The following is a 21,903-nucleotide window of genomic DNA, read 5'->3' on the forward strand; positions in this document are numbered from 1 at the left end:
GTGGCGGTGCCGCACTTCGGGCGCACGGTCGAGTGGTTGCGGCTGACGACCGGGCGGGTGAGCCCGCGGGCTCAGGTGAGGGCGGCGACCAGCAGGGCGAAGGCGGCGATGATGACGGCGACGCGGACGTAGTGGAAGCGGTCCCAGCGGTTCATCTGCTCCTTCCAGTCGGCAGGCCGGTTGTCAGGGGTCCACGTCTTGCCCCGGTTGTTGATCGGAACGAGCAGCAGAAGCGACATGACCACACTGAGGATCAGCAGCGCGCCGGCGGTGACGACGAGGCCGGTGCCGTGGTGGTGCCATCCGGCGATGGCCCAGACCGCGACAAGAGCGAGCGAAGTGAGGTACCAGACCGGCATCACGGCGCCGAGCATCCGGCCCCCGTGGGCACGGCCGAGTTGGCCGCTGTCCTCCGGGAGGGCGTTGAGGATCGGGTTGATGACGAAGGCGACGGAGAACTCCACCCCCACCATCACACCGACGACCACGATGGTGACGACCTCGAGTGCGTTGAGCATGATGACCCTCTTTAAATCTAGTGCTGCTAGCTGATAGAGCAACACTAGTACTGCTGACGCTCCCTTGTCTAGCGGTGCTAGGATCGAACCATGTCGGTACAGGAACGCAAGCAGCGCGAACGGGCGGAGCGCGAGCGCCTCATCGTGGCGACGGCCCGTGAACTCGCCGAGCAGCAGGGCTGGGACGCGGTCACCACCCGCCAGCTCGCCGAGCGCATCGAATACAGCCAACCCGTCCTCTACAGCCACTTCCGCGGCAAGCGGGAGATCATCGGCGCCGTCGCCCTCCAGGGCGCCACAGAGATGGCCGCGGCGGTACGGGCCGCGACCGCCGCCGCGGACGGCCCGCGCGCCCGGGTGTACGCCCTCGCCCGCGCCTATCTCGACTTCGCCGAACGCAACCCGGCGGTCTACGACGCCATCTTCCAGCTCGACGGCGGCCTCGCGTACGCACAGGAGGAAACCCCGGAACCTCTCAAGGACGCCTTCGCCGCGCTGCTGGAGAGCCTCGGCGAGGTCGCCGGGGACGGCGTCGCCCCGGGGCTGTTCACCGAGATGTTCTGGGCGTCCCTGCACGGCCTGGCGACCCTGACCCGGTCGGGACGGCTGCCGCCGGAAGACACCGAGCCGAGGGTGGAACTGCTGGTGGACCGGCTCGCCATGGTCTGACACACCATCCCGGCGGGCACGCAGCCGGGGCCCTCGGGCCCCGCCGCCGCCTGCCTGCGGCAACGCTTCCGGTCACTCGCGTCCACACGGTGCGGCCGCAGATCGCCGGGCCCCGTACCCCGCGCCCGGCTGCTACAGGCCATGCTCGATCGCGCTCGGGAACGCGGCGAGCACCCACCCGACACGTTCGGCGTGCTCGACCACATCCTCGCCCCGATGTACATCCGGGTCCTGTTCGGAGCGGGACCGCTCACCCCGGACTACGTCGACGGCCTGGTCGCCCGATTGCTATGACCGCAACCTGACCCTGAGGCCGAGCGCGCCACGCGGCCTCGTTCATCCGGGGGCGGAGAGGCCGGCGAAGTCCATCGTGTCTTCGTGCTCGATCGACGAAGACACGGAACGTCACTATTCGGCCCTACGGGAGCGACAACTCGCGACAGTTGAATACGTGGCTCCACCAGTACCGGAGCCGGATGGGACTCGACCTACCCGGGCGCTGAGTCGCGCCGCGGGCGGTCAGCCTCGGCCGATCGCGGGAACGCCGCGGAGGGCGGTCACGACTCCGGGGGCTCCGGGGCGAGGCCGATCTCGTGGACGCGGTCCCAGCGCTGGCCGGTGACCAGACGGCCGGTGCCGGCGTCCAGGTCGTAGACGACCGACCAGCGCGTGTGCGGCTGGGCGACCTTCCGGAGCAGCTCCATCGCCTCCGTACGGCCGCCCTCGGCCAGGAGGCGGTAACGGCGGTCGGCCAGCTTGGTGGCCCGGTCAGCTCCCGTCAAAGCGATGTTCGTGAGGTAGCGCTCGTCGAGGACGTTGACCCGGCCCTCGCCGTACTCGACCACGGCCGACCTGCCCGCCCTGTCCGCGATCAGATAGTGCAGCTGCGGGCCGCCGGTGAAGTCGATGTCGTAGCGGCGCATCAGCTCGATCGCCTCGGGCACGCTCGCGGCGCGGTCGAGGACGAGCCGGATGATCCGCAGGCCCCCGACGGTGGCGTTCCCCGGCCTCGCGGCGGGCAGCCGCGCGTCCGGCGCCGCCGCGAGCCCTATGGCGAGCCCCTGGTCGTTCATGCCGTCGAACGGCGCCAGCACCGCGTGCGCCAGCCGCCGCCGGTCCTGCGGGTCCGCGAGGTCCGGCGCGCCGTGGCCGGCCTCGAACAGGTACGAGACGTCGGCCAGCGAGACCGAGGCGTGACCGCCCGGCGGACGCGCGCGGACGATCATCGCCGGGCTGGGGTCCCAGTCGAAGTTCCTGCCGAACTCGCCCTCGCGATGGAACAGCGAGCAGGCCCAGCCGTCTGCCGGGCGGGCCAGCTCCTCGTCGGTGAGCGGAGCCTCGGCGTCGTAGCCGCCGTGATAGGCCATCCGGTACATCGGCAGGTCGTCGACCCGGCGCAGGCTCGCCGTCGTACGCGTGATCTCGGCGGGGGTCTGCCTGAGGACCTCCACGCGGGCGACGGGCGCCGGTGACGGCATCCCGGCGCTTCCCGGCGTGCACGCCGGGGCCGCGGCAAGGGCCAGCGCCGACAATACCGTGGCAACAATACGGCTTCGCATGCCCGGATTGTGTCGCCCTCCGGGAGTCCTGTCACGACTTAACGGCCGCCCGACGCTCCGGGAGTCCTGTCATGCCCTCCGGACCCGGGGTCGAGGGCATGCCCTCGCCGGGCGGGCAGGCTCCGGGATGGGGAAGGTCGGCGCGGACGATCTTGCTTGGTGGTGGTGCGGGAGACCGGTGATCCATCCTGTCTGCCTGCCCCAGGGGTTACCAGCCCAGAACGCCGAGAACGACTCTCCTCGTGCCGATAGGGCAACCAGCGGGCGAGGAAGGTCACCGGGAGCAGGTACACGCGGTTGATGAGGTCGGCCTCGGTTTCGACCGCGTACGCCTCGGCGAAGCCGTCGTAGTCGTTGGCCGCGGCCTGGTCGGCGGGCCCGGCGGAGTTCTCGATCGTGGGAGGTATGCGGATCATCCTGGCATGGCCGTCACCACGGGCGTGTCCAGATCTGATCGGAGTAGGGGACGAACGTTTCCTGGATCGGAGCTGGACCCGATCATGACCCTGGGCCCGATCCCATGATGGGCGCAGACACAGTCGATGAGGGAAACTCCGGCGCGGCATGGAACCAATGGGCGTGTAATGGCATCCAACAAGATCACAGCACCGGAGGGAACTCATGTGATCATCTGGTTGAACGACACTGTTGGGGCAGGTAGCCATGTCACCATGGCCGGGCCTTTGGATAGACGACCGGAGGTGCGCATGACGCAGGGTGCCCTCGCAGCCGTGAATGTGTTCCAGGCATGGTGATCCGTAAACGCGCTCCACGCTCCACGCAGCGAATCGACGTGACCCGCCTTCCCGAAGAGGTCGTGGCGCTCATCGACGCCCTCGAGCCCGGCGAGAACTTGATCGTCACGCGTGACGGCGCGTCGATCGCGACGATCTCCAGCACCATCGACGTGGTTCAAGGCGCCGTCGTCGATCGCGACACGCCAGAGGAGACCGATGACCAACCACCGATCGACTACGACAGCGTGACCGTCGTCGCCACCGCGATGAAGCTGTCAAAGGCGGCCCGGATGTCGCTGTCCACCCAGCTGGGGGCGGACTACATCGTGCTCGACATGCGCGCGGCTCCCGCAACGGCCGACGTGCTGCTGGCACCGGCAGGCAGCCCGCAGCTGATCGCCAGTCTCCGAGCGATGTTCCCAAAAGCTCGTGTCATCATCACCGAAATCGAGGACCCCGAGCTCGGAGTCAATTACCAAGGCCCGGTCCAACGCCTGCTCAACGCCGGCGCCGATGCCTACCTGCCCGCGACGAGCGTCCCTCGTCTGGCCAGGCAGCTCGACTACACGCTCACCCATGGGCTTCAACTCACCGGAGGGATCGCCACGCCACGAGAGATCACACCGGCCACGGAACCACCAGATCCCGAAGATGACTGACCCGTTGCTGCTCCTCACACGAACCAGGGGTGCCATTAAGAGATGCGGCACCCCTGGTAGGACAACCAGCGGGCGAGGAAGGTTACCGGAAGTAGGTACACGCGAGGGGGAGCCGACACCGGCAACCTGGCCCGGTAGAGCGGAGCCCAGGCAGACGGGATGGATCACGCGGTAACCCCCTTGCGGTGAGAGATCAAAACCCGCCGGGCGCGAGGTCGAGTGACGCCGAGGCCCGCGCGGTGAAAGCCGAGCGTGCGGCAGGGGTGGCGGCCGCCGGCGGGCATCACCGATGACGTTGGTATGAGCGAGGAGGGAAGCCCGCCCAGCGTGCGGGCCGCTCAGTCGTTGACGTAGCGCGGGAACGCGCCGTCGAGCAGCTGCCCGAGCTCGAGAACCTCGCCGACGCCGAGCACTGGCGAGCTGGAGCGGATGAGCGAGCGAGCCCGCTGGGCCTACTCGGTCTCCTCGCCGATCCTTCGCCGCTACGCCCTGACGATGACCCGGCGTATCGCCGAGCGCTACCGCGACCACCTCGCCCTCGCCCTGTGGCACATCGACAACGAACTCGGCTGCCACGTGCCGTACGACTACTCCGACGACTCCGCCGCCGGCTCGAAACCCGGTACGGGACCGTCACCGCGCTCAACACCGCACAGTGAACTCCTTCTTCCGGGAACCGGGGTTCCCCCAGAGATCATGTGTCCACCAAACCGGGATAACTCCCAAGGCCGGGTAGTTAGCGTTTTCGCGGCCTTGGCAAGGGAGTCTGCGAGTGCGTCGTGGCGGTGTAAAGGCCGGAACCGATCTTGAGAATGAGGCCGCTTTCGGCCCATCGTGAGAGCTGCCGGTACATGGTGCCCAGGGTGATGTCGCCCAGGTGGTAGGCGATATCGCGGGGCCGCCAGGAGCGGCTGGGATCTTGCTGGAGGAGGGCCAGGACCCGCTTGCTGCGGCGGTCGGTCAGTGCGGCCAGCCGATCATCTCGCGATACCGCGGGCAGGGGGGCCTGCGAGGGCGGAGCCGCAAGGATGGCGATGGACAGAGCGGTGACGGGGCGGCTGCGGTCGGGTCGGCCGTCGTCGAGCCGATCGTTGTAGCGGGAGATCGGTGACGTGACCTTGCGGGTGCTCACCCGCAGGCGGCGGGGCGGAAGCAAGTTGGCCAGAACACGGCGCCCGATAGCCCCGACCAGAGTGATGCCGCAGGCGGTGATGCCGGCGGCCTGGACGACCAGATCGCGGGCCGTGTGCAGGGCGATGGAAAAACCGCAGCGGTCCGGATCGGTGCCGGGCCGGGACTCGGCGGCGTCGACCATCACCGTGCGAAGGAGCTGATAAAGCGTCAGCACCGACCACATCTCCTGCTCACACCCAGCCGGGTCGCCCGAGCGCAGTACTCGTCCCTGCATGATGGTGTGACGCAGCGCGTAGTAGGCCGACTCGTGTTCCCACCGCTGGTGGTAGAGCCTGACCAGGGCCGCAGCCGGATAACGGGCCGCGTCGGTCAAGGTGGTGACCAGGCGGTAGGAGCCGGTGAAGGTGGTGCCGTCCGCGCAGGTCACGGTTATGCGGGCTTCGACGATGCGGATCTGGAGGGTGCCGATCGTCGACAGGTAGGAGCCGTCGGCGAGCACAGTCAGGACGGGGGTGCGCCGGTTGCTGCGCAGCCGGCCCAGGGCTTGTGCGCCGGTGGCACTGACCTGGGTGAGAAAGGCATTGCTGTCGAAGCCTTTGTCCCATAACACGAGCATGTCCGGCGTCAGCAGGTGCAGCAGGCGCCGGGCATAGCCTCCTCTCGCCTTCGCTGGTGGGGCCGAAGACCGCGCCGATGAGGGCCCGGGTTCCGGTCTCGACGAGGGCCATCAGCTCCAGTTGGGGGTAGCCGCCGCGGCTTGGGCTGCCGAGCCAGGCCCGGTTGCGGGCGGTGTCGGGGGCCTTGAGTGAGCTGCAGCCGTCGAAGGAGACCGTGCGGTAGGGCCCGAATCGCACCCCGGGAGTTGAGGGTTGTGCCAGCGGCCCGCTTAGCACCTCAAACAGGCGGCGCATCGGTGCGCTGCCGACCCGGCGGCGCAGGTCACGCAGGGCTTTGGCGGTGGGCATCACGGCTGGCGGCGCGGTCAGCGAGGCCGTCAGTTTCTGCCAGACCAGCTGGTAGCCGATCTCGGGGAACAGGCACATGGCCAGCAGGAAGTAGACCCCGACCCGCGAGGGCAGAGCGCGCAGCCGGCGCTGCACTTTGCGTGTCTCGTGAAGGACCGCATCGACGAGCTCGAACGGCACGAGCGCGGTCAGCTCGCCCAAATGCCCGGGCGCGAACACCCCTTCGGCTGCTGGCCAGGGCGAGTTACTCGTCTTGATAGCGCTGGACACAGCAGTCCTGGCAGACTCAGTGATCAACGGAGATCCAGTTCTTCGACGGCTGGTTGTGGAAGATCACCTGTCTACTGGATCTCCGTTCCCACGTCCCGGGAACTCACGTGCTTGACAGCGCCACGAGCGCCTTAAATACCCGGCCTTGGGATAACTCCACATCTACCGCTGATCCTGGCATCGCCACAATGGTGGGACTCGAGTACTGCGGCTGGCGGGTCGACCTCATCCAGGTTGCCGGCGTCGACACCAGGAGCGCAGAAATAATTCGCCCACCAAGCGGCGGCGAACTCGGCGCTGGTACGGGCTGCGTGCGGATGAATCACGGTGCGGCACCTCTCGGCTTCTGGGTCGCCATCTCATCCCCACCCGCGGGTCCTGGCGTCTGCGTTGTCACTTAGCTAAGAAGTAGACGCTTGAGGGAAGGAAATGTCGCACCCATAAAGGCGTGCCGATGATGGTGCGATCGCCGGCGCGGTGTCCGTCATGGGCGTCGCTGTCGAAAAAGACGCGGGCGCAGTACTCCGACGATCCCGAACTGGTCGGGCCCACTCCTTTGACCCGGCTGGAGTTCCAACAAGCCTATCTGTACGCATATGGCGACGCTTGTCTTACATGTTGGCATAGTGCTCATTGCGGCATCAGCGGCCAGACCTTGTTGCGCGAACGGATTCACTTTAGGGCTCGCAGATTATTAACACGCAGCTTTGATCTTCGGTAGCGGAATGATGCCTTCCACCGCGGCCAGATCGTAGAGAGCCTCCAGCGTTGGCAGGCGATGAGGACTGGGCTGGATGGTGTACCCGGCCTGCTGGAGGAGTTGCCGGGTCTCACGCATGCGCCGGTTGAGGGTTTCGGGCCGGACGGTGAACAACTCGGCGATGGCGACCTGGGGTAAGCCGAACCGGTAGTGGACAAGGGCGCTCAGCAGCCGGTCGGCGAGGGTGAGGATGGGACGGCGTCCGGTGCCGGGAGCGGCCATGCGCGGACGGTGCCCGCGTCGCTTGTCCAGGTGTGCTTCGCGCTGCTGGTCATGCAGCGTCAGCAGGGTGGCGATCAGGGTGTCCCAGCCCGGGCCGGTCAGTCCGGTCAGGGCAGGGTGACAGAGCCAGGCCAGGTCGGGGCTCGGCTGGTCGAACGGGTCCGGGACATCGTTGACCTGGGCGTAAGCCTGCGGACGCAGCGTGTAGTTCCAATCGCCGTGCCAGTCGTGACGCTGCAACGGTAGAGCGTCCATCTGCCTGTCGCTGATGGTGATGCCGGTCGGGTAGATGCTGATATCGAGGTCGGCGTGCACGCGAAGCCCGGTGCGGGTGGTGGTGGAGGCGATGGTCTGCATGATGACCTCGTGGCTGCTCAGCGGTCGGCCCCGCCAGTTCATGGTGATGTGCGAGAACAGCCGATGCTCGACCTTGTTCCACTTGGAGGTGCCGGGCGGAAAATGGCACACGGTGATCTCCAGCCCGGTCTCCACCGCCAGTGCGGCCAGCTCAGACTTCCAGGCTCGGGTGCGATACCCGTTGGATCCTCCCGCGTCGGCGGTGATCAGCAGGCGTGTGGCCAGCGGGTAGTCGTTGCTGCCGGTTGCTTTCCACCAGCGGCGGATGGACTCCACGGCGAAGGCGGCGGTGTCGTGGTCGGTGCCGACGTTCACCCAGCCGGCATTCGCCGTGAGGTCGTAGATGCCGTACGGCACCGCTTTGCCCAGGCTCTGGTCGAGGAAGTCGTGGGTGCGGGTGGCCGTCGGTTCGCCCACCGGCCGCCAGGTTCGGCCCGCGTTCTTGAACTCCCCGACGAGTTCCTTCTTCTTGGTGTCCACGCTGATCACCGGATCGCCCGTGTGCTGATAGCTCGTGACCTGCTCGTTGATGTAGCGGAACTGGCCATCGCGGTCCGGATGCTGCTTGCCTTCGATGGTCTTGGCGTTGGCCTGCAGGCTGAATCCTTCCTCTCGCAGGAGGTCGGCGATGACATCGGCGCTGACCCGATGTCCTTGCTGCGTCAGTTCGGTGGCCAGGGTGCGGGTGGACTTGGTGGTCCACCGCAACGGCGACATCGGATCGCCCCGTTCGTCCGGTTCAACCAGGGCCAGCAGCGCTGGCCGCAGCCCGGGGTCCAGATCGACCAGGCGTTTGCGGCCCCCACCCCGGCGGCGCGCCCGCCCCAGCGGCTCGGTACCTGAGTCCAGCTCATCGACTCCTAACGACACCGTCGCCTCACGGACATCCGCAGCTCGGGCCACCGCCCGGATCCCGCCATGCCCCAAGGCACGAGCTTCGGCCCCCATCAGCAGCCGCCGCTGCCGTTCATCCAGATGAGGAAAAATCGTCCCGAACTTCAGCCTCAGCGTCTCCACCGTTTCCTGCGTCACGCCCATACCATCTCAACGAACGCAAACCCGGCAAGCTACGGCTTATTTCTCTGCGAGCCCTTAGTGTTCAAAGGCGATGTCAAGGTCATAACCGAATCGGTTTTCGAAATGCGGCCCCGCCGATCGGGAACATGCTGATTCGGAGTTCCATCTCGCTGCCGACCGCGATGGTGCGCGTGCCCACCGCCCATCGACGACCGAAGAGGATTCCACCATGGCAGATGACGAGCAGAAGTTCGCCGAGGGCGGCGTCAAGATGTTGATCTCCCTGGGGGGCCTTGCCTTGGGCGGCGCCCCGACTGTCGTCGGATTGATCAGCTTCGTGTCCGGTGTCATCGGCTTCCTGGCCGGCGGCTCCACTGACGACGCCGTGGCGCGCCTCAAACAGGAGATCGACACGCTCAAAGCAGACCTGGCCAGGCTGGACGAGCGGATCGACGAACTGGCTCTAGAACAGGGTCAGGAGGCCAACCGGAACGTCCAGGCACGCGTCGATGCCCAACTCGATGACATCGAACGCCTCAGGCTCCGTTTCGCTGACTCGCCAAGTGACGTGGACACGGCCGTGGACGTGGCCAATGAGCTCGGTGTCGTCATCGACGCGTTCCTCCGACACGACTTCGACCTCTGGCGCTGGACGGACGTGGTCGAGAAGGACGGGCATATAGACCTCGAGAGGCTGCGGTTCAAGAACGTCCCGACCCTGCCGGTCTACCTGCTCGGGCTGCTGACCTGGCTCGCCGCCCGACAAGTGGTCGTCGACGCGAAGCAGCGGCACCGACTGGACGGCGACGCGCCCAGGATCAGCCGTCACCTCCAGGCCGTCTCGGTACACGATGAGTTCGACAAGTACGCGGACGGGAATGCCTCGGTCCCCGCCTCGATCACCGAGCACATCAAGTGGCGGATCAGGGCCTGGGTGATCTCGCTCAATCGGCAGCCGGTGGACCGGACCTGTCGTTTCTACTTCGAGGTGCGGGACTGGATGACGGACCGCAGGATGTCGGCGGACAACTTCGAGATCATCACCCCCGGTGACAACGTGTTGTGCACCATCAACCCTGCCTCGCTGGGCACCCCGCACACCGAACTTCAGATGGAAACCGACGCAGGAGTGGACATCCTCAACGAGATGGCGGTGACGCTTGACCGGGTGGCCAGGACGGGCTCGGTACGCGAGCAGCTCATCGGCCGGTTTCCCGACACCAAGGTCTACCCGTCGGCCATCCTCTACGTCATCGCGCAAAACGGCGACCTACACTGGTACCGCAACGAGTCGTCAAGCCAACCCGGTGGTTCGACCACCTGGCAGGGCCCGAAGCAGGTGGGCAACGGCTGGCACGGCTTCACCACGGTCTTCTCCGGCGGCGGGGCCGCAATCTACGGCGCCCAGCCCGACGGCACGCTGGTCTGGTATGGCCACGATGGCTGCTTCACTGGCTCACTGACCTGGCGAGCGCTGCGTCAGGTCGGCAGCGGCTGGCACGGCTTCAAGGCGATCTTCTCAGGGGGCGAATATGTCGTCTACGGCATCCTGCCCGACGGCACGCTGGTCTGGTACAAGCACAACGGGGCCGCGAACGGCGGTAATGACACCACCTGGTCTGGTCCGGTCGTGGTTGGTTCGGGGTGGCATTCGTTCGCGAAGGTCTTCTCCGGGGGGCAGGGCGTCATCTTCGCCATTGGCACCGACGGAATTCTCACCCGCTACCACCACAGGGGATATGCCACCGGCACACATGACTGGGGACCGCATATCGCGATCGGCACCGGCTGGAACAGCTTCCAGGAGGTCGTGGCCGGACCCGACGGGGTGTTTTACGCCTTCACCAGGGATGGCCGGATTCTCTGGTACTGCTACCGGGGTGAGCGCCCGGCACCGCTGTTTCCTCCCGGCGGAGCCGGGGGCCACGATCCGCACATCTGGGAGGGACCGGTCGAGATCAAGCGCGGTGTGCCCGGTTTCAAGTCCGTCTTCCGGCTGATGGATCCGCCGTACCACGGCCCCAACTAAAGGCACATCCGATGCTGCGCGAGCTCGGCGTCACCGCATCCAGCCGGCTTCCGGCTGTCCTGACAGCGGCGAACAGCCGGCCGTAGCGATCGGCTCCAGCGTCCGCACCGCCCTCATCACCCTGATCTCCTGCGTCTACTGCTCCGGCTGGTGGATCAGCGGCTTTGTCCTCGCCGTCTTCCTGCCGGCCACTGGAGCCTTCGGCCAAGCCTCCCCGCTGGTCCACGCCATCGAATGGGCCGCCGTCCTCGGCAACCGCCGGGACGACTCCTGCAAGGACTCCAGCGCATGACCGCCCGCCGGCGGGGAGAGCTCACCGCGGCCGCCGCCCGCTTCACCACCCGGTTCCTCAAGACCCGCCTCAACGGCCAATCCTCCGGCCGGCAGAACACCGCCTGGAACTTCTACGACCAGGCGCCCGAAGTCCGCTTCCTCCTGAGTCGGCAACGCCATGTCCGGCGCCCGCCTCTTCGCCGGCCGCCGCGCTGACGACGGCACCGTCGAACCCGGGCACATCGGGAGCCGCGGCCTCGCGCCTACGCTTCCCGTTTCTTCAGACGACGGAAAAGGCCGTCCGAATATTCGTCATTTGCCCGATGCTGTACCGATCTGTCGTGGCTACCGTCCCAGGTGGGGGGCCGAGGCTCGCACTCCGCGCGGCTGGCCGCCTCCTGCAAATGAGGGTGAGGTGACCATGGCCAAGCGGAGGATAGCCGCCGCCGTGGGTGCGGTCGGTTTGTTGGGCACGCTGCTGATGGGAGCGGTCCCGGCGGTCCCGGCGATCGCCGCGTCGGCGGACGTCGGGTCGGCGACGGTGGTGCCGCTGCAGGTGACCGGCCCGCCGGAGGAACGGCTGAACCTGATCATCTTAGGCGACGGCTACACGGCCGAGGAGATGCAGCAGTTCCGCGACGACGTTGACAAGCACCTCAACGTGCAGTGGAGCATCGAGCCGTTCCGCAGCTACCGTGACTACTTCAACGTGTACATGATCGAGATCGTGTCGGGGGCGTCCGGCATCAGCTGCGACCCCGACGACGGCAACGTCCGCCGCGACACGCCGCTGAAGCTCCAGTACGCGTCCACCTGCCCGGCCGGCGTGAACGCCCGCGGCGTCACGTTCGGCACCGGCGGACAGCAGGCGCTGGAGCAGTACGTGTCGATGATCCCGGGTGTGACGGCCCAGAACCGGCAGACCCTGACGATCGCCAACACCAGCACGTACGGCGGCATCGGCGGCCGCAACGCCACGACGACCGGCCAGGCGCCGCAGGGCCCTCTGGTCAGCCCGCACGAGCTGGGCCACTCGCTGGGCCAGCTCCAGGACGAGTACCCGTACAGCGCCCGCAACGTCCCCGGCGGCGTGCACCCGGACACCGAGCCGACGTCGATCCACCACACCCGGCTGACCACGCAGGAGATGCTGGACCAGCAGGCCAAGTGGTACCGCTGGCTGGGTGAGAAGAGCCTGTCCGGCGGCATCATCGACCGCTATGAGAGCGGCATGACCCGCTCGTCCAACGTGTGGCGGCCGAGCGAGCACTCGATCATGCGATGGATCGGCTACCACTTCGACCAGGTCGGCCGCGAGCGGATGATCGAGAAGATCTCCGGCCGGCGCGACGTGGCGCAGATGTCCCTGCACTCCACACCCACCGACCAGCCGGTCTCCCCCAAGGACGTGCTCTGGGTCGAGACGATGCACCCGCTCTACCACGAGCTCACCGTCACCTGGGCGGTCAACGGCAGGACCGTCAAGAAGACCGACAACAGCCGGAACCTCGACCTCGAGAAGCACCGCGTACGGCCCGGCGACACCGTCACCGTCACGGTGTCCGACGACACCAAGGACGTACGCGACCCGGCCGTGGCCGACGGCGGCACGCTCACCCAGACCCGGCAGTGGACGATCGCCGAGCCCGCCGCCAAGGGCGCTTCCACGCCGCCCGAGGCGAGCCCGGTCGAGTTCACCTCGTCGACGGCGACCACCCACCCCGTCGGCGGCAAGGACGTCGTGTACGTCGAGACGACCCACCCGCGCGACCGCGTCCTGGACGTCACCTGGAAGCTCAACGGCAAGACGCTGCACAACCGGGAGAACAGCCGCAACCTCAACCTCGCCGACCTGCGCCTGAAGCCGGGCACGTACCAGCTGACGGCGACGGTGTCCGACCCGGCAAGGCACCGCGGCCCGACCGACACGCTCACCTGGACCGTCGACAACGTCGCGCCCGAGGTGACGCACGCGCTGTCCCAGCCGGTCTCGGCCAACGGCGAGCGCGGCCGCACGCCGAGCTACAAGTTCGACGAGTGGTTCGAGATGGGCCTCAACGCCACCGACAACCAGGAGGGCTACGTCGTCATCGAGTTCCAGCTCGACGGTGACGGCTGGTTCAACTACCACGGCTGGCCGGACGCGTCCGAGGGCACGCCGTACCGCTTCACCCCGTCCGGGACGGTCATCAAGGAGATCGCCTACGGCAACCTCGGCACCGGCGGTCTCACCAAGGCGCCGTTCGAGCAGTCCTACCCGGACTTCAAGCCCGGCTACGGCAAGCACGAGATCCAGTACCGGGCCATCGACGCCGCGGGCAACATCAGCGAGCCGAAGAAGTTCACGGTGACGGTCAACGACACCAACGGCGCAGTGCCCCTGCCCCCGGGCGCCATCGTCGTCGACTGACGCGCACTCCTGTGAAGCCCGCAGCTCGGGCTTCATGAAGAACCGGCCCGCCCGGCCGATCGGCCGGGCGGGCCGGACTGGATGAGGTCGCGGAGGCAGACGAGCCGCTGACGCTGGAAGAGTTCCTTGCCGCGCGGTAGCCGTACCCCGTGACCGGCGACGCGAACTGGCTCGGCGCCGCCGCCACCCTGATCGGCGCCTACCGGCAAGCGCACCCCGCCGTAGGTGCAGATGACCGAGCCGGCGGCGCTGATGCATCCGGCGGCCAGGTTGGTGATCGGCCTCGGTACTGGTGGAGTCACTTATTCGACTATCGCGAGTTCTCGATGCCGAGGGCCGTGGTAGTGACTTTCCGTGATGCCGGCGGCAACAAGCCGGGCTCTCGGGCAGCAGGTGCGCGCGGAAGGGCGAAGTGGGCCTGACTATGTCGGTGGGGCCTGCCAAGATCGCGACATGACAATCGATGCGCTGACGCCGTTCCGGTGGCTGCAACCGCCGTACGGCGATCGGGGCGACCTGCTCGGCGAGATCTACTGCGTGACCTTGGTGCGTGGGCTCGACCCGGCCGAGGTGCTGCGCCGGTTCGGCGCCCGTACAAGCACGCAGATGAGCTTCGCCGAGTTGGAGCTGGCAGTCTCCGACTTCACGATGGTGACCGAGGGTGGTGAGGGAGGTGGTTATGTCGGAGTGGTCGCAACCGGCGACGGGTGCGCGGCGGTGGAGCCGTGTGGCTGGTCGGGGACGGGCAACCCGACGCTGGAGCGTCTGTCGGCCGATACCGACGTGGTGTCCGTCCTGCGGCATGACTATGCCTGCGACTACTTTCATTACGCCGCGGACGGCATGGTGCTCACGGCTTTCGACCCGACTTTTCCCGAGCGTCGCTCCGGTGCCGACACCGACCGGCTCGCCGGCCTCATGCGCGAGTTCGGTCTGCCTCTCGAGGAGGGCTCAGATGAGGACGGGGATCAACGCTACGACGACCTGTCCGGGCATGGCCTCGCGCGGATGTTCGCGATGGCGGCCCGCCTCACCGGCGTGACGTTCACCGCCGATCTGCTGGACGGACCGTTCCTGGTGGGCGCGATCGCCGACCTGCCACCGTCACAAGAGCCTCAGCCCGGGAAGAGCCTCGGCGCTTTACTCGAGCAACTGAAAGCGGCAGGCGGCCCTGAGTCTGATCATGGCGCTGCTTAACCCCCATGGGCCTGCGGTACTGACTGGTGGGCTCGCGTATTCAACTGTCGCGAGTTGTCGTTCCCCTGGGCCCTACTGGTGACGTTCCGTGCTCGCCGGAGGCGTGGCGGTTCAGTCGTGGAACCCGCGGAAGACGCCGTCCGCGTCGGCGCTCTCGGCGAACTCGCCGAAGTCCATGTTGCCGATGGAGAGGTTGGCGTGAATCCCGGGGATCTCGGAGGGGATGACGCGCATCTCCCATGTGACTTCCAGCTCGATGACCAGGAACGGCATCTCCTGCGAATCGACGGTGACCTTGTCGGCGATGACGAGGATCGGGTCCTGGTATCCGTCCGGGAGCAGGGCGAGGATCTGCTGCGCGGTGAGGCCTTGATAGGCGGGGTCCTCGACGACCTCGAACTCCTTTGCCCAGCCGTCCTTGTCGATGTCGCCGAGCGTGTTTCGTACGGCCTGCCATCGTTCCTGGTCAGAGAAGTCGGTACGCACCACGAGCAGGGCGTCGACTTTGGGCAACATGTCCATCTGACGATCTTCGAGGCAATGCCAGTGGCTCCGCAAGCTCACCGACGACCGTAGTGTCTGTAGTGGCGTTTGGAACATCGGTACAGCGGTTAACGCTAAGCCGGTGATCATGGCGTCTAGCACAGGTGACAGGCCCGGCGGCGGGGTTCGGCGGAAGATCCCTTATCAGGGTCGGGCGCCGATAGCTTCACGCTCATGCCAGTGGAGTTCCTGACCGACGAACAAGCGGTGTCGTACGGCAAGTTCGACTTCGAGGTGAACGCCTGGACCGGCTTCCCGGACGCCTTCGTGCACCTCGGGGATGGCACCACCCGGATGAAGGACCTGTCCACCTCGGTAGTCGCGCTGCTGGTGTCCGAGGCGTGCAACATCGGCCTGGTCCCGGTGGTGAACCCCGCCCATGAGTCGCTGACCCGGGCCCGGCTCGTGCACGTCGACCAGTACTACCTGCGGGCCGACACGATCGCCGCGACGAACGCGCGGCTGATCGCCGCCCAGGCCAAGGTGCCCATCGTGAAGTTCTGGGGTGAGGGCCTGCTCGCCTCGGTCGACGGACTGCGGTTCGTCGTCCCCGTCCGGACCGTCAGCGCGGCGCCGTCGCCGAAGTACTTCGGGTTCAAGCGGGGCATCACCTGGCTCAACGCAGTAAACGACCAGGTCGCGGACATCGGGCAGATGGTCGTCCCCGGCACCCCGCGCGACTCCCTGCACATCCTGGACGCGCTGCTGAACCTGGACGGCGGGGTCAGGCCGGAGATGGTGGCGACCGACAACGACCCCGGCTGCCGGCTCCCTGCGCCCGCTGCGCGACCCGGACGCGCCCGAGCTGGACGAGGACGACAAAGGCGTGGACTGAACGCCCACATCGGGCGACGCGGGCATATCAGGTGGCCGAGGTGCTCGGAAATCGCAAGCGCCGGTAGGGGGCTGATGTCAGGCTGCCTGATATGTCCAACTAAGCCTTGATTGGTGCGGCCGACCTGGCGGCCTGCTCGATCTTCGCGCAGTAGGCTGCACGGGCTTCCTCGTCGATCTGCTTCTCGTGTTCGGGGCGCACCCCGGTCCGGCCGTCGAGGCCCTCGCGCAGGATATCGGCGTGCCCGGCATGCCGGTTGGACTCGCCGAGGACATGGACCATGACGGCGAACAGGTTCGTGTTGGGATAAGGCTCCGGCCACCACGGCACGTGGCCGGGGGCGTCGAGGGGAAGCTCGTTGATCGTCGCGTCCGAGTGTTCCCACGTGCGCCGGTAGAACCCGATGATCTGATCGCGGGTCTCGTCCGCGGTCGCCCACAGATCGCTGCCGTTGGAGTCCTGCCACCGGGGCAGCGGTTCCGGGGAAGGGCGGTCGAAGACCTCGCCGAAGTACCTGGCCTCGACGGTGGCCACGTGTTTGACCAGGCCGAGGAGGTTGGTCCCGGTCGCTGTCAAAGGTCGGCGGGCGTCGTATTCGGACAAGCCGTCGAGTTTCCAGAGCAGCGCCTTGCGGTCCCGCCGCAGTCTCTCGTGCAGGTTGTCTTTCGCGAATTCATCGATCATGCGGCATGAGCCTGCCATGGGCTGCTCGTGATCTCAAGATCCCGTACGTGGTCCGCAACGACTGGCAGAGCCGAGGCCTGGCCATGGCCGCCGTTTTTCACACTCACGGACGGCACTGCCTCGGGGCGAAGAGCGGGCGCCGTCGCCGGCCTCTGGCGGCCGCGAGGGCGTAAGGCCGAACGGGGCGGCGGAAACGGGCAGGCTGGACACCCTCACCAGGGTCAACCCTGCGACCGAGGATCGAACCCTGCCCGTCTGTCGTCAAACGATGACGTGCTCAAAGGATCAATGCATCACCGCTGTTCAGGATCTCAGCGTAGATCTCTTCCGGAGTGCCGTAGCCATGGATCTTGCGGGGGCGATTGTTGAGCTCGGCAGCGATGGCGTCCAGGTCGTCTTGGCTGAAGGTGCGTAGATCCGCGCCCTTGGGCAGGTACTGGCACAGGAGCCGGTTGGTGTTTTTGTTGGTTCCTCGCTGCCAGGGGCTGCGTGGTTTGCAGAAGGAGACCGGCATCGTGGTCGCGCCGGTGAAGGCGCGATGCTCGGCCATCTCCCGGCCGCGATCCCACGTCAACGAACTGCACGCCTGGGCAGCGCTACCGGGGTTCGGCGCGCACCTGATCCACGGCGTCGGCGGCCAGGGCAAGACCCGCCTGGCCGGCCAGTTGACCGAGGCGGGCTGGGCGACGGTATGGCTGAACCCCCGCACCTCCCCCCAAGCGTTGGAAGAGGTAAAGCTGATCATCGTTGACTACGCCGAATCCCGAACCGGCCAACTGCAGGCACTGCTGAAGGCCTGCGCCCAGCATCACAGCGCCACCCCGATCAAGATCCTGCTTTTGGCCCGTACCGCCGGATCCTGGTGGGACAACCTGAACGCGATGTCCGCGACAGCCGAGGCATTGCTGGACGGCACCCCCGTCAATGTCCTGCCGGCCTTGGAATCCGACCCCTCTGGTCGGGCGGGGGCCTACCGGGATGCGGCCCGCGCGTTCGCCGTCGTCCTGGACGTCACCACCGCGCCGGTCGCGCCGGGGCACTCCTGGGCGGCTTTGGCCGCGGGGTTGCCGGAGCGGCTGCTGCGGCGCGTTGGGTTGGACAACGCGCTGACCGTGCGTATGAGCGCGCTGGCCGACCTGCTGGACACCGCCCTGGCCCCACCGGCCACCACCGGCGTCCGCACGGAGGTGGCCGGCTTCACGTCGGTCACCGTGCAGGGAGTAGGGGATCGGCTGCTGCGCCTGCTCCAGGCCCCGGCCATCGATCCCGCCGATCTGCAGCGGTGGGCCGATGGACTTCCCCCCATCAGCTACGCCCTGGCCGAATGGGCCGCCCGCCTCACCCAGCGTCTGGTGACCTACCACCGAACCCACACCGGCTCCTCCGCCCTCGCCACCAGCCTGAACAACCTGTCGAACCGACTGGGTGAGCTGGGGCGGCGAGAGGAGGGCCTGGCCGCCAGCACCGAAGCCACCGAGACCTATCGCCGACTAGCGGAAACGCGCCCGGAGGTACATCAGCGTGATCTGGAACGATCGTTGGAGGTCTTGGCTTGGCTGCGGGGCATCACCAGCAACGACGGTGATGCACCGAGTTGACTGGCAGCTGCTGAACCCCGTTTCTCAAAATCCTCTTGCGTGTTAAGACCCCTTCCAATCCCGACCCCAACAGCAAGGCGTTCAAGGACGATGAAGAGAATGCCACATATGACAGAAACCCTCCATCCCCTAAAACGCAACCGCAGAGAAAGGCGGGCACTGACAGGCCGTACCGGTAGAGCAGCGGCAACACCTCGGTGATCTGGGGAGTTTTGCGCGCCCACGGCGGCAAGATGGCGGAGGAGAACCGTTGCCGCTCGCCGGTGTCGGGGCCGATGCGCTTGTCGTTGACACGGGGTGCGGTCACGTCGATCGCGCCGACCGCGGTGAGGATCTCCCGTGGCTGATGGGAGCCGTTACGGACGACCGGGCGGCGGCCGTGTTCGTCACGTTCGTCGGCGAACTGGGCGAGGTAGGCGTCGACTTCGGCCTTCAGCGCTTCGGCCGGCATCCGGCGGGCGCCCTCCCGGACGATCTCATCGATCAACGAGGAGGAGGAGCTGTCCGCAGGACGACGATCGCCGCCGTTGGAGTCAGGGACTACGGTGAGCAACGGGTGTGCCTTCCCGACCGACGTTGGCGCGTCGGTCATGCTTGAGATCTCACGTGATCATCGGGAAGGCGTGATCGAGGTCCTGATCGAGGTCCCGCAGGCGGCCGGTCAATTCCTCGATCTGGGCTTGGGTCTGCTCGATCTGGCTGGTCAGCACCTGCTCGCGGGCGTCGATCCGGTCCAGCAGCCAGGTGCCGGGGTCGAAGGTGTGGGCGTTCAGGTGACGCGCCAGGTGGGGGTGGAGGTGCCCGTCAGCCGGCGGGTCATCACGTCGGTCATCGCCCATTACATCCGCGATTCGAAGTTGGCTGGATCGTGTTCATAGCCGCGCACCAGGCGGCGGTGCAGGTCCGGGATGCCGTAGGCCTGTTCCACCACCCATCGCCCGGCCCACCTCACGCGGTCCGGCAGTGAGCAGGGCCCGCCATGTGTGCCGAATCAGTCGAGCAGTGCGGTTGCCTCGACCTCGACGAGCACATCCGGCTCGAAGAGGTAGTCGACACCGATGAGGCTGGCCGGCGGCATGGGAAGCTGGAGGCTGATCTCTTCGGCGACAGCCTCTACTCCAGCCATGAAGTCGCCGATCTTCTCCGGGCTCCACTGAGTCACGTAGAACGTCAGGCGCAGCACGTCCGCGAACGAGGCGCCCGCGCCCGCCAGGCCGAGGGCGGTGTTCCGCAGTGCCTGGGCGACCTGCCCGGCAAGATCGCCGGGGGCCACCGGGGTTCCGTCGGCCTGGCGGGCGACCTGCCCGCTGACATGTACCTGAGTCGTGCCCTTGCCGACGGCCACGTGGTGGTAGGGGGTGGGCTGCATCATGCCTTCCGGCGTGAAGTGCTGGACAGTCATGGCCGTTTCTCCTCAAAGTAGGTATCCGTAAGATATCTAGTACAAGAAGGACACTTCAACGAGACTAGGTTTCACCATGGATACCGACGGCGAACTTCGCATCGACGCCCCGCACCGCGAACTCCTCGATCAGGTGCTCGACAAGTGGTCCCTCGGTGTACTCAACGAGCTCTGCGAACACCCCTGCCGCTTCAACGAGCTGCGCCGGGCCATTCCCGCAGTCACGCAGAAGTCGCTGACCGCGACTCTTCGCCGACTTGAGCGCAACGGGGTGATCGAACGCGAGGTCGTCTGCACGCGTCCGGTGGCGGTCAGGTACCGGATCACGCCGCTCGGCAAGACCCTGCGGCAGCCCATTGACGTCTTGCTGGCGTGGGCCTCGGAGCACATGCCCGCCATCGAACGCGCGCGCGGCGCTTTCGATACGCGGGAAGATACAGGCCTCTGAGCCTTCTACCCTGGCCGGCACCGGCCAGCCCTACAGACCCTCCACTCGGGTCAGAGAAGACCGACATCCCAGACGACTGCGGAGCGCTAGGTCGACGCGGCCGTAGTGGTTGATGGTTTTGGTGAGCTGGCGGTCGTCGGCGGCCTCGAATAAACGATCGTTTATTGACGATCATGGTAGAGGGCTTCCACAGGTCCCAAAAACCCCTTCAAAAACCAGGGGTCGCCAACAACCTCCTGGCACCGTTTTCTGAGAATTCCGGGGTGACCGCACCCCCGCATCCCGCCGAACTGCTCGCCGCCGAACCCGCCGACCCGACCGGCATCAAGATCGGCTACGCCCGGGTCTCCACCGGTGGCCAGAACCTGGAACGGCAACTCGACGCGCTCAAGGCGGCCGGGTGCCGGCGGGTGTTCGCCGAGAAGAAGTCCGGTGCCGGCGCCGAGCGGGCCGAACTCGCCGCGGCGCTGGAGTTCATGCAGCCCGGCGACACCCTCGTCGTGCCATCGCTGGACCGGCTGTCGCGTTCCCTGCAGGAGCTGATCACCACGGTGGCCGAGCTGCGCCGCCGCGAGATCGGCTTCACCTCACTGCACGAGAACCTGGATACCACCACCCCGGGCGGCCGGTTGGTCTTCCACGTCTTCGCCGCGCTGGCCGAGTTCATCCGCGAGCTCATCATCTCCGGCACCCGCGAGGGACTGGCCGCCGCCCGGGCCCGCGGCCGCGTCGGCGGCCGACCCACCGTCATCACCCCCGACATCCTGCGCGCGGCCCGGGATCTGCTGCCCAACCCCGAGCACTCGGTCACCTCGATCGCCAAGCTGCTCGGGGTCAGCGCGGGCACGCTGTACAACCACATCCCCGATCTGCGCGAACTCCGCACAGGCAACACCAATCCCGACCCCAGAGATCCAGCTTCCACTGGTTCATAGCTCACTACCGCAGGTGACTGTAAAGCAGCGGTGTTAACGGCACGCCGTGGAGGGTCGACTTGGCGACGGCCCGAGTCTCCATGCGGCGTTCGGCTTCAAGTGGCGCCGAGGAGGCGGCCCAGCGCTTTCTGGATGGCAACACCGCCACCAGATCACTACTCAGCGATACCACGACCAGCGCAAATCCCAACCCTATCTCAAAATGTTACTAGAACACTAAGCACGAGCATTTGCCCTTATTTTTTACAATTGACCCATTTCGGAAATAACATATTGGATCAACACCCCAAAGGATTTGTCATCGCGAGTCCATTCTACCTTATGTTCCGTGCGGGTAGAGATCAGCCGGGCAACGAAACCAGCCGCGCAATTACCGCAACCCCAAGCACAAGAGATGCAATTCGCATTGATGTAGTACGGGCTATAACCATAGACAGCATATTAATGCTGATAGCAGTATAGAAAATCAATCGTGCCACAAGAAGAGCGTCAGAATCTACACCTAAAGACTCCCCGGTGTTCCAACTGTAATCATATACATCAATAAGGAAGCCCACGAGAGAAATCAACACACTTAGCGAAAACAACAGTGCCCAAACTAATGTGCGTGCCGCATGCTTCGCTTCCCCGCCTGGAACATCTTTCGAGGAGTAGCTGCCCTCAACTTGATCAACCATGGACC

At 66.5% G+C, this 21,903-nt stretch carries 24 protein-coding genes and 3 pseudogenes; 13 read left to right on the plus strand and 14 right to left on the minus strand.

All coding sequences use genetic code 11. The annotated features are described in order from the left end of the window. Positions 1–71: 71 nt before the first annotated feature. Complete coding sequence (locus J2853_RS13965; RefSeq protein WP_307557973.1) at positions 72–518, minus strand: anthrone oxygenase family protein; 447 nt, start codon at positions 516–518, stop codon at positions 72–74. A 90-nt stretch (positions 519–608) separates the two neighbouring features. On the opposite strand from J2853_RS13965, the gene J2853_RS13970 reads away from it, so the two are divergent. Continuing rightward, positions 609–1,187, plus strand: a complete 579-nt coding sequence (locus J2853_RS13970; protein WP_307557974.1) for a TetR/AcrR family transcriptional regulator — start codon at positions 609–611, stop codon at positions 1,185–1,187. A 129-nt stretch (positions 1,188–1,316) separates the two neighbouring features. After that, positions 1,317–1,481, plus strand: coding sequence for a TetR-like C-terminal domain-containing protein (locus J2853_RS13975; RefSeq protein WP_307568677.1), 165 nt, complete (start codon positions 1,317–1,319; stop codon positions 1,479–1,481). A gap of 263 nt (positions 1,482–1,744) precedes the next feature. On the opposite strand, the gene J2853_RS13980 is transcribed toward J2853_RS13975, so the two are convergent. Next, positions 1,745–2,746, minus strand: coding sequence for a carcinine hydrolase/isopenicillin-N N-acyltransferase family protein (locus J2853_RS13980; RefSeq protein WP_307557976.1), 1,002 nt, complete (start codon positions 2,744–2,746; stop codon positions 1,745–1,747). Positions 2,747–2,784: 38 nt separating this feature from the next. Next, positions 2,785–3,162 carry a hypothetical protein gene (locus J2853_RS13985; RefSeq protein ID WP_307557978.1) on the minus strand — a complete coding sequence of 126 codons (378 nt, stop codon included), beginning with the start codon at positions 3,160–3,162 and terminating at the stop codon, positions 2,785–2,787. Positions 3,163–3,494: 332 nt separating this feature from the next. Between J2853_RS13985 and J2853_RS13990 the strand changes: the two genes are divergently transcribed. Both J2853_RS13990 and J2853_RS13995 read left to right on the plus strand, forming a co-directional pair. Beyond that, positions 3,495–4,142 (plus strand): hypothetical protein, encoded by a 648-nt coding sequence (locus J2853_RS13990; RefSeq protein WP_307557980.1) that lies wholly within the window; start codon positions 3,495–3,497, stop codon positions 4,140–4,142. A gap of 429 nt (positions 4,143–4,571) precedes the next feature. Further along, a complete protein-coding gene (locus J2853_RS13995; RefSeq protein WP_307557982.1) occupies positions 4,572–4,952 on the plus strand; it encodes a beta-galactosidase in 381 nt (126 codons plus the stop codon). Here J2853_RS13995 and J2853_RS14000 read toward each other — a convergent pair. The 3 genes and pseudogenes from J2853_RS14000 to J2853_RS14005 form a co-directional block, all read right to left on the minus strand. Beyond that, positions 4,879–5,886: a transposase gene (locus J2853_RS14000; protein WP_370879256.1), complete on the minus strand. Its 1,008-nt coding sequence runs from the start codon at positions 5,884–5,886 to the stop codon at positions 4,879–4,881. The two genes, J2853_RS13995 and J2853_RS14000, sit on opposite strands and share 74 nt — an antisense overlap. A 343-nt stretch (positions 5,887–6,229) precedes the next feature. After that, positions 6,230–6,511: pseudogene (locus tag J2853_RS47890) on the minus strand (transposase domain-containing protein); the annotation flags it as partial. Between the two features lie 694 nt (positions 6,512–7,205). Beyond that, positions 7,206–8,888 carry an ISAzo13 family transposase gene (locus tag J2853_RS14005; RefSeq protein WP_307553887.1) on the minus strand — a complete coding sequence of 561 codons (1,683 nt, stop codon included), beginning with the start codon at positions 8,886–8,888 and terminating at the stop codon, positions 7,206–7,208. 208 nt (positions 8,889–9,096) lie between these two features. On the opposite strand from J2853_RS14005, the gene J2853_RS14010 reads away from it, so the two are divergent. The 4 genes from J2853_RS14010 to J2853_RS14020 all read left to right on the plus strand — a co-directional run bounded on the left by J2853_RS14010 (position 9,097) and on the right by J2853_RS14020 (position 13,579). Then, on the plus strand, positions 9,097–10,896 hold the full coding sequence (locus J2853_RS14010) for a tachylectin-related carbohydrate-binding protein (RefSeq protein WP_307557984.1): 1,800 nt from the start codon (positions 9,097–9,099) through the stop codon (positions 10,894–10,896). An 88-nt stretch (positions 10,897–10,984) separates the two neighbouring features. After that, positions 10,985–11,188 (plus strand): hypothetical protein, encoded by a 204-nt coding sequence (locus tag J2853_RS48200; protein ID WP_503167745.1) that lies wholly within the window; start codon positions 10,985–10,987, stop codon positions 11,186–11,188. Continuing rightward, the gene (locus J2853_RS14015; RefSeq protein ID WP_307557985.1) at positions 11,185–11,385 is read left to right on the plus strand and encodes a hypothetical protein; all 201 of its coding nucleotides are present in this window, start codon (positions 11,185–11,187) and stop codon (positions 11,383–11,385) included. The genes J2853_RS48200 and J2853_RS14015 overlap by 4 nt, the downstream gene beginning before the upstream one ends. 205 nt (positions 11,386–11,590) lie before the next feature. Continuing rightward, positions 11,591–13,579, plus strand: a complete 1,989-nt coding sequence (locus tag J2853_RS14020) for a M64 family metallopeptidase (RefSeq protein WP_307568681.1) — start codon at positions 11,591–11,593, stop codon at positions 13,577–13,579. 32 nt (positions 13,580–13,611) lie between these two features. Here J2853_RS14020 and J2853_RS14025 read toward each other — a convergent pair whose 3' ends face one another. After that, entirely contained in the window at positions 13,612–13,881 is a 270-nt protein-coding gene (locus J2853_RS14025) for a hypothetical protein (RefSeq protein WP_307557988.1), read from the minus strand. Positions 13,882–14,032: 151 nt separating this feature from the next. Here J2853_RS14025 and J2853_RS14030 point away from each other — a divergent pair, with 151 nt between their 5' ends. Then, positions 14,033–14,776 carry a DUF6461 domain-containing protein gene (locus J2853_RS14030; RefSeq protein ID WP_307557990.1) on the plus strand — a complete coding sequence of 248 codons (744 nt, stop codon included), beginning with the start codon at positions 14,033–14,035 and terminating at the stop codon, positions 14,774–14,776. A gap of 111 nt (positions 14,777–14,887) precedes the next feature. On the opposite strand, the gene J2853_RS14035 is transcribed toward J2853_RS14030, so the two are convergent. Next, positions 14,888–15,298 carry a DUF6924 domain-containing protein gene (locus tag J2853_RS14035; RefSeq protein ID WP_307557991.1) on the minus strand — a complete coding sequence of 137 codons (411 nt, stop codon included), beginning with the start codon at positions 15,296–15,298 and terminating at the stop codon, positions 14,888–14,890. A gap of 195 nt (positions 15,299–15,493) precedes the next feature. On the opposite strand from J2853_RS14035, the gene J2853_RS14040 reads away from it, so the two are divergent. Then, a complete protein-coding gene (locus J2853_RS14040) occupies positions 15,494–16,264 on the plus strand; it encodes a Tn3 family transposase (RefSeq protein ID WP_370879257.1) in 771 nt (256 codons plus the stop codon). Here the strand turns inward: J2853_RS14040 and J2853_RS14045 are convergent. Both J2853_RS14045 and J2853_RS14050 read right to left on the minus strand, forming a co-directional pair. Then, positions 16,254–16,838, minus strand: a complete 585-nt coding sequence (locus tag J2853_RS14045; RefSeq protein WP_307557994.1) for a DinB family protein — start codon at positions 16,836–16,838, stop codon at positions 16,254–16,256. The two genes, J2853_RS14040 and J2853_RS14045, sit on opposite strands and share 11 nt — an antisense overlap. 277 nt (positions 16,839–17,115) lie before the next feature. After that, positions 17,116–17,415: pseudogene (locus J2853_RS14050) on the minus strand (IS30 family transposase); the annotation flags it as partial. Between J2853_RS14050 and J2853_RS14055 the strand changes: the two are divergent. After that, positions 17,366–18,436: a hypothetical protein gene (locus J2853_RS14055; protein ID WP_307569051.1), complete on the plus strand. Its 1,071-nt coding sequence runs from the start codon at positions 17,366–17,368 to the stop codon at positions 18,434–18,436. The pseudogene J2853_RS14050 and the gene J2853_RS14055 sit on opposite strands and share 50 nt — an antisense overlap. Positions 18,437–18,584: 148 nt before the next feature. Here J2853_RS14055 and J2853_RS14060 read toward each other — a convergent pair. The 3 genes and pseudogenes from J2853_RS14060 to J2853_RS14070 form a co-directional block, all read right to left on the minus strand. After that, positions 18,585–18,989: pseudogene (locus tag J2853_RS14060) on the minus strand (transposase); the annotation flags it as partial. Positions 18,990–19,038: 49 nt separating this feature from the next. Further along, complete coding sequence (locus J2853_RS14065; RefSeq protein ID WP_307557996.1) at positions 19,039–19,275, minus strand: hypothetical protein; 237 nt, start codon at positions 19,273–19,275, stop codon at positions 19,039–19,041. Between the two features lie 152 nt (positions 19,276–19,427). Further along, positions 19,428–19,838 (minus strand): RidA family protein, encoded by a 411-nt coding sequence (locus tag J2853_RS14070; RefSeq protein WP_031172423.1) that lies wholly within the window; start codon positions 19,836–19,838, stop codon positions 19,428–19,430. Positions 19,839–19,914: 76 nt separating this feature from the next. Here J2853_RS14070 and J2853_RS14075 point away from each other — a divergent pair, with 76 nt between their 5' ends. Beyond that, positions 19,915–20,286, plus strand: a complete 372-nt coding sequence (locus J2853_RS14075; RefSeq protein ID WP_307557998.1) for a winged helix-turn-helix transcriptional regulator — start codon at positions 19,915–19,917, stop codon at positions 20,284–20,286. A 263-nt stretch (positions 20,287–20,549) separates the two neighbouring features. Further along, positions 20,550–21,221, plus strand: coding sequence for a recombinase family protein (locus J2853_RS14080; RefSeq protein ID WP_307558000.1), 672 nt, complete (start codon positions 20,550–20,552; stop codon positions 21,219–21,221). Positions 21,222–21,562: 341 nt separating this feature from the next. Here J2853_RS14080 and J2853_RS14085 read toward each other — a convergent pair whose 3' ends face one another. Beyond that, positions 21,563–21,898 (minus strand): hypothetical protein, encoded by a 336-nt coding sequence (locus J2853_RS14085; RefSeq protein WP_307558002.1) that lies wholly within the window; start codon positions 21,896–21,898, stop codon positions 21,563–21,565. Positions 21,899–21,903: the final 5 nt, after the last annotated feature.

The organism is Streptosporangium lutulentum (assembly GCF_030811455.1).
Taxonomy (GTDB): Bacteria; Actinomycetota; Actinomycetes; order Streptosporangiales; family Streptosporangiaceae; genus Streptosporangium; species Streptosporangium lutulentum.

What these genes read in the sequence shown, in the direction of transcription:
- J2853_RS14030 (WP_307557990.1), top strand. Translation starts at nt 14,033, where the DNA reads ATGACAATCGATGCGCTGACGCCGTTCCGGTGGCTGCAACCGCCGTAC.
- J2853_RS13980 (WP_307557976.1), bottom strand. Translation starts at nt 2,746, where the DNA reads ATGCGAAGCCGTATTGTTGCCACGGTATTGTCGGCGCTGGCCCTTGCC.
- J2853_RS13995 (WP_307557982.1), top strand. Translation starts at nt 4,572, where the DNA reads ATGAGCGAGCGAGCCCGCTGGGCCTACTCGGTCTCCTCGCCGATCCTT.
- J2853_RS14020 (WP_307568681.1), top strand. Translation starts at nt 11,591, where the DNA reads ATGGCCAAGCGGAGGATAGCCGCCGCCGTGGGTGCGGTCGGTTTGTTG.
- J2853_RS14065 (WP_307557996.1), bottom strand. Translation starts at nt 19,275, where the DNA reads ATGGGCGATGACCGACGTGATGACCCGCCGGCTGACGGGCACCTCCAC.
- J2853_RS13965 (WP_307557973.1), bottom strand. Translation starts at nt 518, where the DNA reads ATGCTCAACGCACTCGAGGTCGTCACCATCGTGGTCGTCGGTGTGATG.
- J2853_RS13985 (WP_307557978.1), bottom strand. Translation starts at nt 3,162, where the DNA reads ATGATCCGCATACCTCCCACGATCGAGAACTCCGCCGGGCCCGCCGAC.
- J2853_RS14005 (WP_307553887.1), bottom strand. Translation starts at nt 8,888, where the DNA reads ATGGGCGTGACGCAGGAAACGGTGGAGACGCTGAGGCTGAAGTTCGGG.
- J2853_RS14085 (WP_307558002.1), bottom strand. Translation starts at nt 21,898, where the DNA reads ATGGTTGATCAAGTTGAGGGCAGCTACTCCTCGAAAGATGTTCCAGGC.
- J2853_RS14045 (WP_307557994.1), bottom strand. Translation starts at nt 16,838, where the DNA reads ATGATCGATGAATTCGCGAAAGACAACCTGCACGAGAGACTGCGGCGG.
- J2853_RS13990 (WP_307557980.1), top strand. Translation starts at nt 3,495, where the DNA reads ATGGTGATCCGTAAACGCGCTCCACGCTCCACGCAGCGAATCGACGTG.
- J2853_RS14040 (WP_370879257.1), top strand. Translation starts at nt 15,494, where the DNA reads ATGCCAGTGGAGTTCCTGACCGACGAACAAGCGGTGTCGTACGGCAAG.
- J2853_RS14035 (WP_307557991.1), bottom strand. Translation starts at nt 15,298, where the DNA reads ATGGACATGTTGCCCAAAGTCGACGCCCTGCTCGTGGTGCGTACCGAC.
- J2853_RS14075 (WP_307557998.1), top strand. Translation starts at nt 19,915, where the DNA reads ATGGATACCGACGGCGAACTTCGCATCGACGCCCCGCACCGCGAACTC.
- J2853_RS14015 (WP_307557985.1), top strand. Translation starts at nt 11,185, where the DNA reads ATGACCGCCCGCCGGCGGGGAGAGCTCACCGCGGCCGCCGCCCGCTTC.
- J2853_RS14070 (WP_031172423.1), bottom strand. Translation starts at nt 19,838, where the DNA reads ATGACTGTCCAGCACTTCACGCCGGAAGGCATGATGCAGCCCACCCCC.
- J2853_RS14010 (WP_307557984.1), top strand. Translation starts at nt 9,097, where the DNA reads ATGGCAGATGACGAGCAGAAGTTCGCCGAGGGCGGCGTCAAGATGTTG.
- J2853_RS13970 (WP_307557974.1), top strand. Translation starts at nt 609, where the DNA reads ATGTCGGTACAGGAACGCAAGCAGCGCGAACGGGCGGAGCGCGAGCGC.